Raw genomic sequence first — 16,236 nt, forward strand, 5'->3', positions numbered from 1 at the left:
AGATCTCCGGAGGCCCCCACCCGTGTCCACCCTGCTCTCGTCCCTCGGACGCTGGTCCTTCCGCAACCCCTGGCGCGTTATCGGATCCTGGATCCTGCTGCTGCTCGTCGCCGGCGGCGCCGCCCTCGGGCTCGGCAAGGGCTTCGACGACTCGATCACGATCCCCGGCACCGAGGCACAGGACGGAATCGAGCAGCTCGAGCGCACCTTCCCGCAGGTGTCGGGCACGGCGGCACAGATCATCGTGGTCGCCGCCGACGGCGACAGCGTCGACGCGGCTTCCTATCGGGATCCCATCGAGACGGCGGTCGACGAGTTCAGCGAGTTCGAGACGATGTCCAATGCCACTTCACCGTACGACGAGGTCGTCGAGGGGCTCGTCTCAACCGACGAGACCGCCGCGATCGTGCAACTCCAGCTCGAGGGTCAGGCCACGACGATCTCGGACGAGGTCAAGGACGCGATCACCGAGCGCGTGCACGAGCTCGGTGACGAGTTGCCGGACGGGTCGACGACGAAGCTCGGCGGCGACCTGTTCAGCACGGAGCTGCCGGCGATCAGCGCGACGGAAGCGGTCGGCGTGCTCATCGCACTTCTCGTGCTCATCGTCACCTTCCGCTCGTTCGTGATGGCCGGACTTCCGCTGGTGACAGCGCTGATCGGCGTCGGCGTCTCGATGCTCGGCGTCGTCGCGGTCACGGCGTTCACGGAGGTTAGCTCGACCACGCCCCTGCTCGCGCTCATGCTCGGTCTGGCCGTCGGTATCGACTATGCGCTGTTCATTGCGGCCCGCCACCAGGACCAGGTGCGCGGGGGCATGGATCCCGAGGACGCGGCGGCGCGCGCGACGGGCACCGCGGGCAGCGCGGTCGTGTTCGCCGGCGTCACGGTGCTCATCGCCCTCGTCGGGCTCGGGTTCGCGGGGATCCCGTTCCTCACCGTCATGGGTATCGCCGCGGCCGTCGCCGTGGCGGTGGCCGTCGCGATCGCGGTGACGATGACACCGGCTCTGCTCCGCTTCGTCGGCCACCGCGCCGCTGGCCGACCGCGCAAGGAGCGCCCGCAGAAGGTGCGTCACGCCAGCTTCTCGCAGCGGTGGGTCAAGACGGTCACCGCACACCCGGTCGTCACCACGATCGCGGTCGTGGTCGGGCTCGGCGTCGTGGCGCTGCCGGCGACGCAGCTCGGCCTCGCCCTGCCGAACGCCGGGTCCCTCCCGCAGGACAGCGAGGCGCGCCAGGCGTACGACCTCACGGATCAGCACTTCGGCGAGGGTTTCAACGGCCCACTCATCCTCACCGGCTCCATCATCACGAGCACCGACCCTCTCGGCCTCATGGAGGATCTCGCGGACGAGGTCGAGCGTCTCGACGGGGTGAAGGAGGTCGCGCTCGCGACACCGAACGAGACGGCGGACACGGGGATCGTGCAGATCATCCCGGAGACCGGGCCGTCGGATCCGGCCACGAGCGAGCTCGTGCACGAACTGCGGGATCACCACGACGAGTGGCTCGACGAGTACGGCGTCGATCTGACCGTCACCGGCTTCACGGCGGTGGCGATCGATGTGTCGGCAAAGCTCGGGCAGGCGCTCCTCCCCTTCGGAATCTTCGTCGTCGGCCTCAGCGTCATCCTGCTGATGGTCGTGTTCCGCTCGATCTGGGTGCCGCTGAAGGCCGCCGTCGGGTACCTGCTGTCGATCGTCACGGCGTTCGGCGTCGTCGCGATGGTGTTCCAGTTCGGCTGGGGCGCCGATCTGCTGCACGTCACGAAGACGGGCCCGGTGATCGCCTTCATGCCGATCGTCGTGATGGGCGTCCTGTTCGGGCTCGCGATGGACTACGAGGTCTTCCTCGTCTCGCGCATGCGCGAGGACTACGTGCACGCGATCCGCCGCCGACCGGCGACGCGCGAGGTCGCCGTCGATGCCATCCGCACGGGCTATGCCGCATCGGCGCGTGTCGTGACGGCGGCCGCCGTGATCATGTTCGCCGTCTTCGCTGCGTTCGTCCCCGAGGGCGACATCAACATCAAACCGATCGCACTTGCGCTCGCCGTGGGCATCGCGGTCGATGCTTTCCTCGTGCGGATGACGCTCGTGCCCGCCGTCATGGCACTGCTCGGGAAACACGCGTGGTGGATGCCGGCCTGGCTCTCGCGCCGCCTCCCGAGCCTCGACATCGAGGGCGAGGCCGTCGAGCGCGAAGACCGGCTGGCCGACTGGCCCGAGCCGGACTCGCGCTCCGTGCTCGCCGCCGAGGATGTCACGATCACCGCGGACGGCGAGGCCCTCGTACAGGACCTGCAGGCGCGCGTCGAGCCGGGCGACGCCCTCGTGATCACGGCGACGGATCCGCGTTCTTCCCGCGCCGCGCTGCTCGCGTTCGCCGGACGCATCACGACTGACGAAGACAGTCGACTGCGGGTGGCCGGTCATCTCCTGCCGGGACGCGCATCGTGGGTACGCGCCCACGTCGGCGTCGCGCTGCTCGACGACTCTCCGGATCCCGAATCGGCTCTCGCCGAGGCGCTCTCCGGATCCGCGACGATCGTCGCCGTGAGCGGCCTCGATCGCGCCTCCGCGGCCTCCCTCTCCGCCCTGAGCGCGGCCCGCGAGCGGTCCACCGGATCCCTCACCGTCGTCGCGACCGCGGCCGATGCCGCCCGCGCCACCGACCTCCTCGACGACGCCGGCTGGTCCGGTGCGTCGGTTCTCGATGCCACGCCGCACGCCGCGGCCCGTCCCTCCGAGGTGATCGCATGACAACCTCCCTCGAACGCCCCACCACGAAGCGCCCCGTCACCTGGCTGACGATCGCGGGCCTGGTCGCGCTGCCCGCCGTTGTCGGCGGCGTGCTCGTCGCCGCGCTCGACGACCCGACCGGTCGCCTCGACAACATGACCGCGGCCATCGTGAACCTCGACGACGGCGTGGAGATCGACGGTCGGCTCACACCGCTCGGCCGCCAGCTCGCGGCGGGGCTCGTCGAGGGCTCCGACGACGTCGACAGCAACATCGAGTGGGTGATCTCGAACGCACAGGACGCGTCTGACGGCGTCGCCGACGGCACCTATCAGGCGATCGTGACGATCCCCGAGTCGTTCAGCACCGCGGCGATGTCGTCCGCAAACGCGATTCAGGGCGAGGAGGATCCCTCGACCGCGACCATCGACGTCGACACCGCGAGCGATGCGCTGATCTTCGACGAGGCGATCATGCAGCAGGTCTCCACGGTCGCCGCGGGCGAGATGAGCGCCATGCTCTCCGAGGCGACGCTCGAGAACGTCTTCGTCAGCTTCACGGACCTCGGCTCACAGCTGGGCGACGCGTCGGACGGGGCGACACAGCTCGCGGACGGCGCGGGCGAGGCCCAGAACGGGGCCGAGGAGCTCTCGGGCGGAGCGGGCGAGCTCGCGGACGGCGCCGGGGAGCTCGCGGGCGGGATCTCGCAGCTCGCAGGCGGGGCCACCGATGCCTCTGTGGGCGCGGGCGAACTCGCGGACGGCACCGCTGCGCTGGCGGACGGCGCGGCCGGGGTGGCGGACGGATCGAGCGCGCTCGCGGGCGGGGCGAGCCAACTGCGCGATGGCCTCGGGCAGCTCGACGCTGGCATCTCCCCGCTCGCGGAGGGCGCGACGCAGGTCGCTGGCGGCGTCGCTGCCGTGGACGTCGGGCTGAACGGGTCCGGCGACGAGCCGGGGCTCGCGCAGGGTGCGGCTTCGATTGTGGCGGCGCTCGGCGACATCTCCGGCGCGATGAACGGATCAGACGACCAGCCCGGCCTCGCGGGCGGATCCGCCGACGTGGCGGACGGCGCGGCCGAGCTCGCGACCGGGGCGCGGCAGCTGTCGGACGGGGCGACGCAGATCGCCGACGGCGTCGACGGACTGGCGACCGGGGCGAACGACCTCGCCGGCGGCGCCGGTCAGGTCGCGGACGGCGTCGACGGAATCACGACCGGCGCGAATGACCTCGCGGGCGGGGCGACGCAGATCGCCGACGGCGTCGACGGACTGTCCTCCGGCGCGAATGACCTCGCGGGCGGGGCGACCCAGGTCGCCGACGGCGTCGACGGACTGGCGACCGGGGCGAACGACCTCGCCGGCGGCGCCGGCCAGCTCGCGGGTGGTCTGGCGGAACTCGCCGACGCCTGCGACCAGGCGGGCGCGACGCTGGAGTTCTGCGAGCAGCTCGGCCAGCTTGTCGGATCCGCGCAGGGCGTCGCCGACGGCACCGCCGGGCTGGCCGCGGGCGCCGAGGACCTCGCTCCGGGTGCGCGCGGCGTCGCGACGGGCGTGACGGAGCTCTCAGCCGGCGCCGCCGACCTCGCCCCGGGTGCGCGTCAACTCGCCGACGGGGCGGCGGAACTCTCTGACGGGGCGGCACAGCTCGCCCCCGGCGCACGCCAGGTTGCCGACGGGGCGGCAGGACTCTCGGATGGGGCCGCGCAGCTCGCCCCGGGCGCACGCCAGGTCGCTGGCGGCACGACCGACCTCGCACACGGTGCCGAACAGCTCGCCCCGGGTGCACGCCAGGTCGCCGACGGGGCCGCGCAGCTCGGGTCCGGCCTGACCGAGGTCACCGACGGCGCGGCGCAGATCGCCGATGGAACGTCTCAGCTCGCGGGCGGCACCGCGCAGCTCACCCCCGGCGCACAGCAGGTCGCCGGCGGGCTCTCGCAGGTCGCCGGGAACACGCCCGCGCTCGTGGACGGCGCGGCGGCTCTCGCGACGGGAGCGGGCGACCTCAGCGGGGGCGCGGCGCAGCTTGCGGCCGGCGCGACCGAGGCCTCGACCGGAACGTACTCGCTCGCGGACGGCATCGCCGCCCTCGGCGATGGCGCGCGCGAAGCCTCCTCCGGGGCCGGGGCGCTCGGCGAGGGCGTATCCGCGCTCTCGGAGGGAGCAGCGGACCTCGGCGACGGCATCGGCCAGCTGGGCACCGGGGTGAGCGAACTCGGCGACGGTCTCGGCACCGCGGTCGATCAGCTGCCCACCTTCACCGACCAGGAGGCGTCCGATGTCGCCGCGAACGTGCGCGAGCCGGTCACGTCCTCCTCGAGCGGCCTGTCGATGTTCGGCGCGAGCGCGGTCCCGCTGCTCGCCGCGATCGTGCTGTGGTTCGGCGGCCTGGCGACGTTCCTCGCCGTGCGGCCGGTGACTGCCGCCACATTGACGTCGCGGCGCTCGTCGGTCGCCCTCGCGGCGCGTGGTTTCCTCCCCGGCGGCCTCATCGGCCTCGTCCAGGGTCTGCTCGTGGGAGCGATCCTCGTGTGGGTGGGCGACCACTCGACCGCGACGTCGTTCGCCCTCATCGGGATCTCCGCTCTCGTGGGCGTCGCCTTCAGTGCGGTGCACCAGGCGCTGGCGGCGGCCCTCGGCGGCATCGGCCGGTGGATCGCAGCGATGGCCGGCGCGCTCGCCGTCGCGGTCGGCATCGTCTCGGCCGTGCCGGGCGTCCTCGTGGGTCTCGCGGGGATCCTGCCGACCGCGCCCGCGCTCGAGGCGCTACTCGCGCCGACCACCGGATCCGCTGTCGGCGGCGCGATCGCCGCGCTCGTGACGTGGGCGGTCCTGGCCTTCGCCGCCACGACCCTCGTCACGGCGACCCGGCGCACCACCACTCCGGTCGCCCTCGCTGCGGCCTGACCGCCCGCGGGGTGCCCTGCTCCGGTCGCGCAAAAGCACCTTCGTTCTTGAACGAAGGTGCTTTTGCGCGACGGGAGTGAGGCGTGGGCGCGTCAGCTGATGCCCGAGTAGGCGTGGAGCCCCTCAAAGAACATGTTCACGATCGTGAAGTTGAACAGCACCGCGGCGAAGCCGACGATCGAGAGCCAGGCCGAGCGCGTGCCGCGCCATCCGCGCGTCGCACGAGCGTGGATGTATCCGGCGTAGAGCACCCAGATGATGAAGGTCCACACTTCCTTGGTGTCGAAACCCCAATAGCGGCCCCACGCATCCTGCGCCCAGATCGAACCGGCGATGAGGGTGAAGGTCCAGAAGATGAAGCCGATGATCGCCACACGGTACGCGAGCGATTCGAGCTCGTCGGCGTTCGGAACCGTCCGCAGCAGCGACCGCTTCTCACCTCGCGACGCATCCTCGCGCACGCGACGCTCGCGACCCGTCTGGAACAGCTGCAGCACGCTCAGCGCGAAGGCGAGGCCCATGAACGCGGTGGCGAGCGACGCGACGAACACGTGGATGACGAGCCAGGCCGACTTGAGCGGGTCCGCGAGCGGCACGATCTCGGTGTAGATCGCGGGCAGCGCGGCCGCGCCGAGCAGCACGGCGACGAGCCCCGTCATGAACGCGCCCACATAACGCAGGTCGCGCCAGAAGAGCACGCCGAGGTAGACGGCCGTGAACAGCAGCGTCGACGTCATCGCGAACTCGTACATGTTCGACCAGGGCACGCGGCCCGCGCCGATTCCGCGCAGGATCGTCGCGGCCAAGTGCAGCAGGAATGCGATCGCCGTCAGGGTGGTGCCGATGCGGCCCATGACGTTGTTTGTGTGCGGCACCGGGGCGCTGTCGCGCTCGAGGACCGCGGTGGCTGCGCCTCCGGCCGACGTCGTTCCACCGGCGGCGACGAGCTCGCGATCCTTCTGCCGGATCGAGGCGTCGGACCGTTTCGCGAGGTCCACGGCGTAGCACACGAAGGCAAGCACGTACACGATGATCGCGGTCCACAGCGAGATGACAGACCACGTGTCGAACATGAGGGCGTTCGCGGAGGGCATGCGCTGATCCTAGTTCTTCGATTCGGGCAGGAGATGTGCGCGGTGCGCATCCGCGAGGTCGTCGACGGCGCGGCGGATCGCGGGATCCTCGCCACGAGCGAGGCCGGCGTACTCGATGAGGACGCCATCGTCGTCGGGCGTGACCTTCACCCACATCCGCCGTCGCGGTACGAGCAGCGCGGTGATGAGTCCGGCGACGATGAGCACGGCGAAGGCCAGCACCCACGTCTTCGACGCGTCGTGGTGCATCTGCAGCGAGACGAAGCGCTTGACCGACTCGGTCATGCCGATCTCCGCGGCGTCCGCACCCTCGGGAGTCTCGTCCTCGAACGTGATCGAGCCGCGGTCGCCCGGCAGATCGACGGTCTCGCCCGGCGTCAGCTCGATCGAGGTCAGCTCGGAGTCCGGGCCGGCGATCTCCTCCATGTCACTCGGGTCGAGCTCATACACCGACCGCGGGGTGCCGCCGTCGATGCCGAGGTCGCCGACGTACGCCCGGAACGTGAGGACCGGGTTCAGCAGGTCGGAGTAGCCGGACGTGTACGCGCCGGTGTCGAGGTCCATCTTCGTCGGGTAGAAGAAGCCCGCGAGGCCGAGCTGCTCCTCGAGCCCGTCCGGCACCTTCACGACGCCGCTGGACGTGAGGTTGTCGTCCTGCGGCAGGAACGGCACGGAGTCGCGGAACACGACGTCGCCCGCGGGGTCGCGCACCGTGACCGTCGGGGCGTATCCGTTGCCGAGCAGGTAGATCGAGTCGCCGTGCACGGTGAGCGGGTGGTTGACGCGCACGACCCCGTCCTCGGCGGATCCGTCCGGCTCGCGAATCGTGACGTTCGCGGCGAAGTCGCCTGCCTGCCCGGCACCGTTCTGGCCGAACGGCACGTACGAGACGTCGAAGCGTTCAAGAGTCATCGAATAGGGCGCGAGGGCGTCGTCCGCGACGAGGCGGCCCTTGTTCATGGAGGAGTAGTTGATGAGCGAGTTGACGAAGGTCGTGCCCTCGATGATGACGCTCTGTCCCGTGTACGCGAACTGGCCGCCGAGGCCGACAGCGACGAGGAGGCCCACGAGCGATGCGTGGAAGACGAGGTTGCCCGTCTCGCGCAGGTAGCCGCGCTCGGCCGACACCGACAGGGATCCGCGGGCGTCGTATCGCTCGACGCGATACCCCTGTCGCTTCAGGTGCTGCTCGGCGCGCTGGACCGCAGTCTCCGGATCCGCTTCGATGCGCTCGCGCCGGTAATCCGCGAGGCGCGCAAGGCGCGCGGGGGTGCGCGGAGGTCGCTGCCGGAGGGCCTTCAGGTGGTGCTTCGTGCGCGGCAGGATGCAGCCCACGAGGGAGACGAACAGCAGGAGGTAGATCGCCGAGAACCAGACCGACGAGTACACGTCGAACATCTGGAGGTTGTCGAGTATAGGAAACGCCTCAGGGTTATCGCGTTCCCACTGCGTGACGCCGTTTGGGTTCGCCATGCGCTGCGGGAAGATCGATCCGGGGATCGCCGCGACCGCGAGGATGAGCAGCAGCACGATCGCCGTGCGCATGCTGGTCAGCTGACGCCAGCCCCAGCGCAGCCACCCGACGAATCCGAGCTTCGGCTGCCTGATCTGCTCGCGCGAGCTGTCGACGTGGTCGGCCGGGCGCAGCGGATCCGTGTCAGAGCGGGAGTTCGACACCCGCGATCACCCCCTGGAGTCGCGACATGATCATGGTCCAGACTCCCGACACCATCAGCACACCGATCAGGATCAGCAGCGCACCGCCGATGACGTTCACGGTGCGCACGTGGCGGCGCAGGACGGCGACCGACTTCGCGGCCCATCCCAGTCCGAGTGCGATGAGCAGGAACGGAAGCCCTAGCCCGAGCGAGTAGGCGAGACCGAGTGCGGCGGCCCGCCACACGTCGCCCGTGTTCCACGACAGTCCCATGATCACGATGAGCGTCGGGCCGATGCACGGCGCCCATCCGATGCCGAGCGCGAGGCCGAGCAGCGGGGCGCCCGCGAGCCCGAGGTTGGAGTTCATCGCGGGGCGGGCCTGTCGCTGCATGAGCCGAAACATGCCGAGGAACACCAGGCCCATCAGGATGATGATGGCGCCGAGCACCCGGGTAATGACGTCGTTGTACTGCAGGAAGAACCGGCCGAGGCCCCCGGAGAAGATGTTCATGGCCATGAACACGACGGTGAACCCCGCGATGAACAGCAGCACCCCGCCGACGAGGCGACCGCGCGGGGCGAGCGACTCCTGCGCGTCGCGCGGCAGCACGGATCCGGAGATGAAGCCGAGGTAGCCCGGCACAAGCGGGAGGACGCAGGGCGACAGGAACGAGAGCAGACCGGCGGCGAGCGCGATCGGCAGCGCCAGCCAGAGGGATCCGGCCCCGACGAGCTGCTCGAGACTCACGCGGACTCTTCGAGGACGTCGCTGACAAGCGTGTCGAGGATCGACGCCCCCTCGAGCTTGCCGATGATGCGGGCAGCGACGCGGCCGTCACGGTCGAGCACGAGCGTGATGGGCGTCGACTGGAGCGGTGACTCGGCGGCGAAGGCGAGCTTCACGGATCCGGTCTCGACGTCCATGATGCTCGGGTAGGTGATGCCGTTGTCCTTCGCGAACGAGATCGCGGATTCGGGCTGGTCGTAGATGTTCACGCCGACGAACTTCACGCCGTCGTCCTTGTGGGTCTGCCAGACCTGCTCGAGGTCGGGCGCCTCGACGATGCAGGGCGGGCACTCGGCGTACCAGAAGTTCACGACGGTGACGTGCCCGGCGGTGTCGTCGCTCGACAGCTCGTCGCCGTGCTCGGTGACGCCGGCCCATTCGACGGAGTCGCCGCGTTCGTCGGCCGGGATCTCCTGCACCTGGAACTGGCCGGCGATGTATCCGGTGTTCTCCCCCGCGAGGTACTGCTCCGAGACGGGGTCGTTCGCGCATGCGGCGACCGACGCGGCCAATGCGACCGCGGCCAGCGCGGCGGCGACGCGACGGATCCGATAAGTCAGGGGCACGCCCGTAATTCTACGCGGCGTAGTAAGAGGAGGCTGAGTGCGGCCCGCCGCCTGGAGATGGGTCGCCAGAGTTTGCCGGGCGCACGCCTCTCATCCCGTCATCTCTGGCGACGCTTACCTCGGGGCGGGGTCGCCGACGAATGGGTCGCCAGAGTTTGCGGCTCACTGGCCGCTCGCGTTGCCATCTCTGGCGACCCTCACGCTGGGTGGGGTCAGGTGCGCGCGCGACGGCGGGCGAGGATCCTGTCGATTCCGGCCACGACGAGGCGCCAGCCGACGATCCCGGCAAACAGCACGAGTGCGGTGACGAGGAAGAACGTCCACGCGAAGCCGCCACCCGTGGCCACCCGGAGGATCATGCCGCAGCCGACGGCGAAGAACCAAACGGTCACCCCCGCGCGGATCGGTGCGGCGGGCGCCCTCCAGGCGATCGAGACGAGCCACCCGAGCGCGGCGCCGACGGCGAATGGCCAGACGACGCGCAGGAGGTCGGCGATGATCTCGCCACTGTGGGTGGAGATGCCCGTGGTGGCGAAACCGACGATGACCACCGCGTCGAGGAGCGCAGCGAGGGTCCACGGGAAGCGGCGCATGATCCCAACGTACCGTCCGCACGTGGACGGCCGCCGCGACCGCTGGCGACGACGGATCCGCGGTTCGCAGTGTTCGCCGGTGCCGTCTGCCGTGGTCCCGTCCGGGTAGCGTGGCCGTATGCCCGCCGCGCGCCTGCACCTCGTCCGCCACGGAGAAGTCCACAACCCCCAGCGACTGCTCTACGAGCGGATCCCCGGATACGGTCTGAGCGAAGCGGGCCGCGAGATGGCACGCGCGGCGGCCGAGCACGTGAACTCCGAGGGGCGCGCCGTCTCGCGCCTCATCTCCTCGCCGTTGCAGCGGGCCCGGGAGTCGGCCGAGCCGTTCGTCGAGCTGTTCGACCTCACGCCGGAACAGGACGAGCGTGTCATCGAACCGTGGAACTCGTTCGCTGGCAAGCGCATGAAGCGGGCCGTTCTGAACCCGATCAACTGGCGCCTGCTCATCGACCCGTCGAAGCCGAGCTGGGGCGAGCCGTTCGCTGCGACGGCAGAGCGCATGGTCGAGGCCATGGAAGATGCGTGGGAGTCGACCGATTCCGGAGACGTCGTGATCGTCTCGCACCAGGCTCCGATCTGGATCGCGCACCTCGCGATCGCGGGCGAGAAGCTCGCGCACTCCCCCACGAAGCGCCGCTGCGCCCTCTCGAGCGTGACGACCTTCGAGCGCACGGGCGGATCCTTCACCGAGGTCGCCTACGCGGAACCTGCGGCCGCAGGCATCGACCTCGGCGCGGTGTGAGCGGAGTTCTTCCCTTCCGGTCGCGCAAAAGCACCTTTATCGCGCGACGAAGCTGCCTTTGCGCGACCGGAACGGACGGTGCGGGCTACTCCGGGAGTTCGCCGACGCGGCGCTTCGTGATCGCGTGCTCGATCGCGACGAGGATGAGCACCACGATCGCTCCCGCGACCGCGAAGACGGTCGGCCAGAGCGGATCCGAGGGAGCGAGAAGCGCTCCGTGCCCGTCCTCGCTGCCCGCGCCTCCCTGCCATGGCCACAACGCGCGCAGGGACCCGAGCATGAGTCCCGCCATGATGATCAGCGTCATGCGACGGTGCTTCTCGAGGAGGACCCGCATCACGCGGACGACCGTGAGCAGTCCGAGAATGGCGCCCACCGCGAAAACGCTGATATAGGTCATGTCGCGCTCGTCGACGGCCTGGAGCGTCGGCGAGTAGAGGCCGACGGCGAGCAGAAAGAAGGATCCGGAGACGCCAGGCACGACGAGGGCGCACACCGCCACCGCGGCCGCGGCGAAAACGAACACGAGGTTCGGATTCTCGACGGTGCCTCCGCCGGCGAAGCCGACGAGGAAGAACGCCACGGCGACCGCAAGGATGAACGCCACGATGTCGACCGCGAGGTTCTTGCGCTTCGGCAGCAGCCGGTACGGCACGACGAGGCTCGCCGCGACGAGCCCGAAGAAGAGTCCGCGCGCGTTGACCGGGTTCGAGGAGACCAGGCTCTCGATGGTTCCGGCGGCAAAGAGGACGGCGCTCGCCATGCCGATGAGCATGGGGAGAACGAGCCACCAGTCGACCTCGGCGATGCGTCGACGGAAGCCGGCCGCGCGGTCGGGCCCGGTGACAAGGGTCTTGAAGGCGCCGCCCAGCGCGCTCGCCGCGTGCAACGCTCGCTCGTAAACGCCTACGACGAGCGCGACGGTCCCCCCGGAGATCCCGGGGACCAGCTCCGCCATCCCGATAAGGAATCCGCGAATCGCGTTCCACGGGGTGTGGATCGGCTTGGCCGTGTCGTTCACGTTGTCTCGCTTCCGTCGTGCGCCACGTCGACACTACCCATCGCGTGCACGTGCGTCCCTGGGGAAAACCCGCGCGCCGCCAGGGGAAGTCCCGACGCGGCGGCGGGGGACGGATCCGCGAAACGCGCCGCGGACAACATGGATCCGCCGCCCGCACCACAGTCGGGTCGCCTCCACAGCCGCTGCGGATAGGATCGTGCCGTCCCTTTCGCCTCACCAGAAGGATCGTAGAAGTGCTGCGCACCCACACCGCTGGCTCGCTCAGAGCCGCGCACATCGGTCAGACCGTCACCCTCACGGGTTGGGTCGATCGTCGCCGCGATCACGGCGGGGTGGCATTCATCGATCTGCGTGATTCGTCGGGCATCGCCCAGGTGGTCATCCGTGACGAAGAGGTGGCCCACCCGCTCCGGAGCGAGTTCGTCCTCAAGGTCACCGGCGAGGTGTCCGAGCGCCCCGAGGGGAACGCGAACGAGAACCTGCCGACGGGCGACATCGAGGTGATCGCGACCGACGTCGAGGTGCTCAACGCCTCGGCCCCGCTGCCGTTCCAGGTGTCGACCGCTCTCGACGGCCAAGAGACCGTCGGCGAGGAAGCGCGCCTCAAGCACCGCTACCTCGACCTGCGCCGCCCCGGTCCCGCCGCAGCCCTGCGCCTGCGCTCCAAGGCCAACCAGGTCGCGCGCCGCGTGCTCGACGAGCACGAGTTCGTCGAGATCGAGACGCCCACCCTCACGCGTTCGACACCCGAGGGTGCCCGAGACTTCCTCGTCCCGGCGCGGTTGAACCCCGGATCCTGGTATGCGCTTCCGCAGTCCCCGCAGCTCTTCAAGCAGCTGCTGATGGTCGGCGGCATGGAGCGTTATTACCAGCTCGCGCGCAGCTATCGCGACGAGGACTTCCGTGCCGACCGTCAGCCGGAGTTCACGCAGCTCGACATCGAGATGAGCTTCGTCGACCAGGAGGACGTCATCGCGCTCGGCGAGCAGGTCGTCGCGGAGCTCTGGAAGCTCATCGACGTCGAGATTCCGACGCCGATCGAGCGGATCACGTTCGCCGACGCGATGCGGCTGTACGGATCCGACAAGCCGGACCTGCGCTTCGGCAACACGATCGTCGAGCTCGCCGAGTACTTCGCCGACACGTCCTTCCGCGTCTTCCAGCAGGAGTATGTCGGATCCGTCGTCATGCCCGGCGGCGCCTCGCTGCCGCGCCGCCAGTTTGACGCCTGGCAGGACTGGGCGAAGTCGCGCGGCGCGAGGGGGCTCGCGTACGTCACGTTCGCCGAGGACGGCACGCTCGGCGGTCCTGTCGCCAAGAACCTCACCGACACCGAGCGCGACGGACTCGCCGCAATCACGGGGGCACAGCCCGGTGACGCCGTGTTCTTCGCCGCGGGCAAGACGAACGAGGCGCGTGCGCTGCTCGGCGCCGCGCGCGTCGAGATCGCCCACCGCACCGACCAGATCTCGGACGACGACTGGGCGTTCGTGTGGGTCGTCGACGCACCGCTGTTCAAGCCGACCGGTGAGGATCCGGAGGACGTCGACCTCGGCAACTCGGCATGGACGGCGGTGCACCACGCATTCACCTCGCCGAAGCCAGAGCACCTCGACACGTTCGACAAGGATCCCGAAAGCGCCTTGTCGTACGCGTACGACATCGTCTGCAACGGCGTCGAGATGGGCGGCGGCTCGATCCGTATCCACCAGCGCGACGTGCAGGAGCGCATCTTCCAGGTGATGGGCATCGGCGAGGAGGAGGCGCAGGAGAAGTTCGGCTTCCTGCTCGACGCCTTCGCCTTCGGTGCGCCCCCGCACGGCGGCATCGCGTTCGGCTGGGATCGCGTGCTGCAGCTGCTGACCAAGACCGACTCGATCCGCGAGGTCATCGCCTTCCCCAAGTCGGGCAACGGTTACGACCCGCTCACCGCGGCTCCTGCTCCGATCACGCCGGAGCAGCGCGCCGAGGCCGGCGTCGACTACGAACCAGAAGAGGACTGACCCTCTGAACTGACGAGGTGCCCCCGCTCGCTCGAGCGGGGGCACCTCGTCGTTTCGGAAGGAGATTTCGCCTTCGGAAGGGGGTGTCGCCTTCGCCGGGCCTTACCGGCGAGAATGCCCCTTCGTACAGGGAAATCTCCTTCCGGGTCGACCCCGTGCCGGGTACGGGGCGGGCCCCGCCTACAGCTCGATGTCGATAGCGGCGCGGCGCGTCTTGAACGTGCCGATGAGGGCGGCGACCTCGAGGTGCGCCGGGTGCGTGGCGTACGTTTCAAGGGCGGCGGCGTCGTCAAGATCCGCCACGAGCGCGAAGTCGTAGTTGCCGTCGAGTTCGACGGCGTTCGCGCCGACCGTCATCGAGCGCAGGCCGGGCACGACGCCGACCAGCTGCTCGAGCCGCACCGCGGCATCGGTGATCTTGGCGTTACGGTCCTCGGCGGTCTCGGCGTCGACGCCGAACATCACGATATGGCGGATCATGCTCCCACCCTAGGGTCCTTCCCGTCGCGAAGGGAACGCTCACGCCGCCGTCACCCCCACGCTGTGCCAGCCCTGCGCTCCGTCCGGCGCGGGCGGCAGCTGCGTCGCCGACTGCGTCTGGCCGCGGCGGCTCAGCGCGCGGCACGTGAGCGTGTGCGCGCCGGACGGGATGTCGATCGGCAGGCTCCACTGCACCCACGTGTCGTCGGAGGTCGCCCGCGCGAGTTCGGCGCGCTGCCAGGTCCCCTCGTCGACGCGCACCTCGACGCCCGCGATGCCCGTGTGCGGCTGCCACGCGATTCCCGCGACGATCGTTTCGCCCGCCGCGATATCGGTGGACCGCGGCACGTCGATCCTCGACTGCAGCTTGATCGGCCCCCGTGCGGACCAGCCGCGGTCGGTCCAGTAGGCGCGGGCCTGGTCGAACCGCGTGACCTCGAGGTCGACCACCCACTTCGTCGCAGATGCGTACCCGTAGAGCCCCGGCACCACCATCCGCACCGGGAAACCGTGCTGGATCGGCAGCGGATCACCGTTCATGCCGACGGCGAGAATCGCGTTGCGGCCATCGGTGAGCGCCTCGAGCGGTGTGCCCGCCGTGAACCCGTCGTGCGAGCGAGACAGCACCATGTCGGCCGAGCCCTGCACCCCGGCGTCGGTGAGCAGGTGATGGATCGGATAGCCGAGCCATCGCGCGGTTCCGACGAGGTCGCCGCCAACCGGGTTCGACACGCACGCAAGCGTCGTGACGGACTCCTCGAGTGGCAGGGCGAGCAGGTCGTCCCACGTGAGGGTCAGCTCGCGGTCGACAAGCCCGTGGATCCGCAGGCTCCAGTCGGCGGGGTCGATCTCGGGCACGATGAGCGCCGTGTCGATGCGGTAGAAATCGCGGTTCGGCGTGAGGTACGGGGCGAGCCCGTCGATGCCGAGATCCGCACCCGCGGGGACGTTCGCGATGCGTGCTGCGGTCGGCAGCCGCAGTCCGTCGCGGATCGCGCGCACCGATGCGCTCGCGGTCCGTCCCGTGGCCGCCCAGGCGACCGCGCCGGCCCCGATGACCGCGGCGCCCACACTTCCGAGCACAAATCCACGGCGAGAAAGCGCCGCCGTCGCCCCCGCGGATGGCGTGACGGCCGCTGCGGGGTCTGCGGTGGTCGGTCGCACGAAGATCCACACGCCGACGGACCCGATCACTCCCGCGAGCACGGAGGGAAGCGCCGCGAGCGCGTCCGCATCGGCACGGGTGATCGCCGCCGCCGCTCCGACGAATCCGAGGATGCCCGCGCCGACGGCGCCCCACGGTGGCCGGGCCCGTTGGACCAGTCCCGCGGCCACGGCGACCGCGAGCAGCATGATCGCGATGAGCACGAGTAGCGCGAGCTTGTCGTTCGTCCCGAACACGGCGATCGCGACGTCCTTCGCCCAGGTGGGCGCCGCGTCGATGAGTGCGGATCCGATCGCGGCGAACGGGCTTGATCGCGGTGCGACGAGAGCGGCGAGGATCTCTCCGGCACCCGCACCCGCGATCGCGGCGGCGATTCCCGCCCACGCCGCCGCACCGCGCCCGATCCGCGCCTCCATGGGCACGAGGCTACGCCCGGATCACACGCGGAGCGCGAATCCTGACGAAACCGTTGCCGTG

The 16,236-nt window shown here is 70.1% G+C and carries 12 protein-coding genes; 4 read left to right on the forward strand and 8 right to left on the reverse strand.

Annotation, left to right across the window (positions count from 1 at the left end; genetic code table 11):
• The first annotated feature begins 22 nt into the window (after positions 1–22).
• Together IEW87_RS14335 and IEW87_RS14340 are read left to right on the forward strand one after the other, a co-directional pair.
• Complete coding sequence (locus IEW87_RS14335; protein WP_188713069.1) at positions 23–2,764, forward strand: MMPL family transporter; 2,742 nt, start codon at positions 23–25, stop codon at positions 2,762–2,764.
• Entirely contained in the window at positions 2,761–5,649 is a 2,889-nt protein-coding gene (locus IEW87_RS14340) for a YhgE/Pip family protein (protein WP_188713070.1), read from the forward strand. Before IEW87_RS14335 ends, IEW87_RS14340 begins: the two co-directional genes overlap by 4 nt.
• Positions 5,650–5,741: 92 nt before the next feature.
• Here IEW87_RS14340 and ccsB read toward each other — a convergent pair whose 3' ends face one another.
• The 5 genes from ccsB to IEW87_RS14365 all read right to left on the reverse strand — a co-directional run bounded on the left by ccsB (position 5,742) and on the right by IEW87_RS14365 (position 10,348).
• Positions 5,742–6,743, reverse strand: a complete 1,002-nt coding sequence (gene ccsB, locus IEW87_RS14345; protein ID WP_188713071.1) for a c-type cytochrome biogenesis protein CcsB — start codon at positions 6,741–6,743, stop codon at positions 5,742–5,744.
• A 9-nt stretch (positions 6,744–6,752) separates the two neighbouring features.
• Positions 6,753–8,420: a cytochrome c biogenesis protein ResB gene (resB, locus tag IEW87_RS14350; protein ID WP_188713072.1), complete on the reverse strand. Its 1,668-nt coding sequence runs from the start codon at positions 8,418–8,420 to the stop codon at positions 6,753–6,755.
• The gene (locus IEW87_RS14355) at positions 8,401–9,150 is read right to left on the reverse strand and encodes a cytochrome c biogenesis CcdA family protein (RefSeq protein WP_188713073.1); all 750 of its coding nucleotides are present in this window, start codon (positions 9,148–9,150) and stop codon (positions 8,401–8,403) included. Before IEW87_RS14355 ends, resB begins: the two co-directional genes overlap by 20 nt.
• Positions 9,147–9,755 (reverse strand): TlpA family protein disulfide reductase, encoded by a 609-nt coding sequence (locus tag IEW87_RS14360; RefSeq protein WP_308420932.1) that lies wholly within the window; start codon positions 9,753–9,755, stop codon positions 9,147–9,149. Before IEW87_RS14360 ends, IEW87_RS14355 begins: the two co-directional genes overlap by 4 nt.
• Positions 9,756–9,967: 212 nt before the next feature.
• Positions 9,968–10,348: a DUF3054 domain-containing protein gene (locus IEW87_RS14365; protein WP_188713074.1), complete on the reverse strand. Its 381-nt coding sequence runs from the start codon at positions 10,346–10,348 to the stop codon at positions 9,968–9,970.
• A gap of 118 nt (positions 10,349–10,466) precedes the next feature.
• Here IEW87_RS14365 and IEW87_RS14370 point away from each other — a divergent pair, with 118 nt between their 5' ends.
• A complete protein-coding gene (locus IEW87_RS14370) occupies positions 10,467–11,090 on the forward strand; it encodes a histidine phosphatase family protein (protein WP_188713075.1) in 624 nt (207 codons plus the stop codon).
• Positions 11,091–11,175: 85 nt separating this feature from the next.
• On the opposite strand, the gene IEW87_RS14375 is transcribed toward IEW87_RS14370, so the two are convergent.
• Positions 11,176–12,111: a DUF368 domain-containing protein gene (locus IEW87_RS14375; protein ID WP_229731224.1), complete on the reverse strand. Its 936-nt coding sequence runs from the start codon at positions 12,109–12,111 to the stop codon at positions 11,176–11,178.
• Between the two features lie 233 nt (positions 12,112–12,344).
• Here IEW87_RS14375 and aspS point away from each other — a divergent pair, with 233 nt between their 5' ends.
• A complete protein-coding gene (gene aspS, locus IEW87_RS14380) occupies positions 12,345–14,114 on the forward strand; it encodes an aspartate--tRNA ligase (protein ID WP_188713076.1) in 1,770 nt (589 codons plus the stop codon).
• Positions 14,115–14,294: 180 nt separating this feature from the next.
• Here the strand turns inward: aspS and IEW87_RS14385 are convergent, their stop codons facing one another.
• Positions 14,295–14,594, reverse strand: a complete 300-nt coding sequence (locus tag IEW87_RS14385) for a Dabb family protein (RefSeq protein ID WP_188713077.1) — start codon at positions 14,592–14,594, stop codon at positions 14,295–14,297.
• A 39-nt stretch (positions 14,595–14,633) separates the two neighbouring features.
• A complete protein-coding gene (locus IEW87_RS14390; RefSeq protein ID WP_188713078.1) occupies positions 14,634–16,175 on the reverse strand; it encodes a molybdopterin-dependent oxidoreductase in 1,542 nt (513 codons plus the stop codon).
• Positions 16,176–16,236 lie beyond the last annotated feature (61 nt).

Source organism: Microbacterium faecale, assembly GCF_014640975.1.
Lineage (GTDB): Bacteria > Actinomycetota > Actinomycetes > Actinomycetales > Microbacteriaceae > Microbacterium > Microbacterium faecale.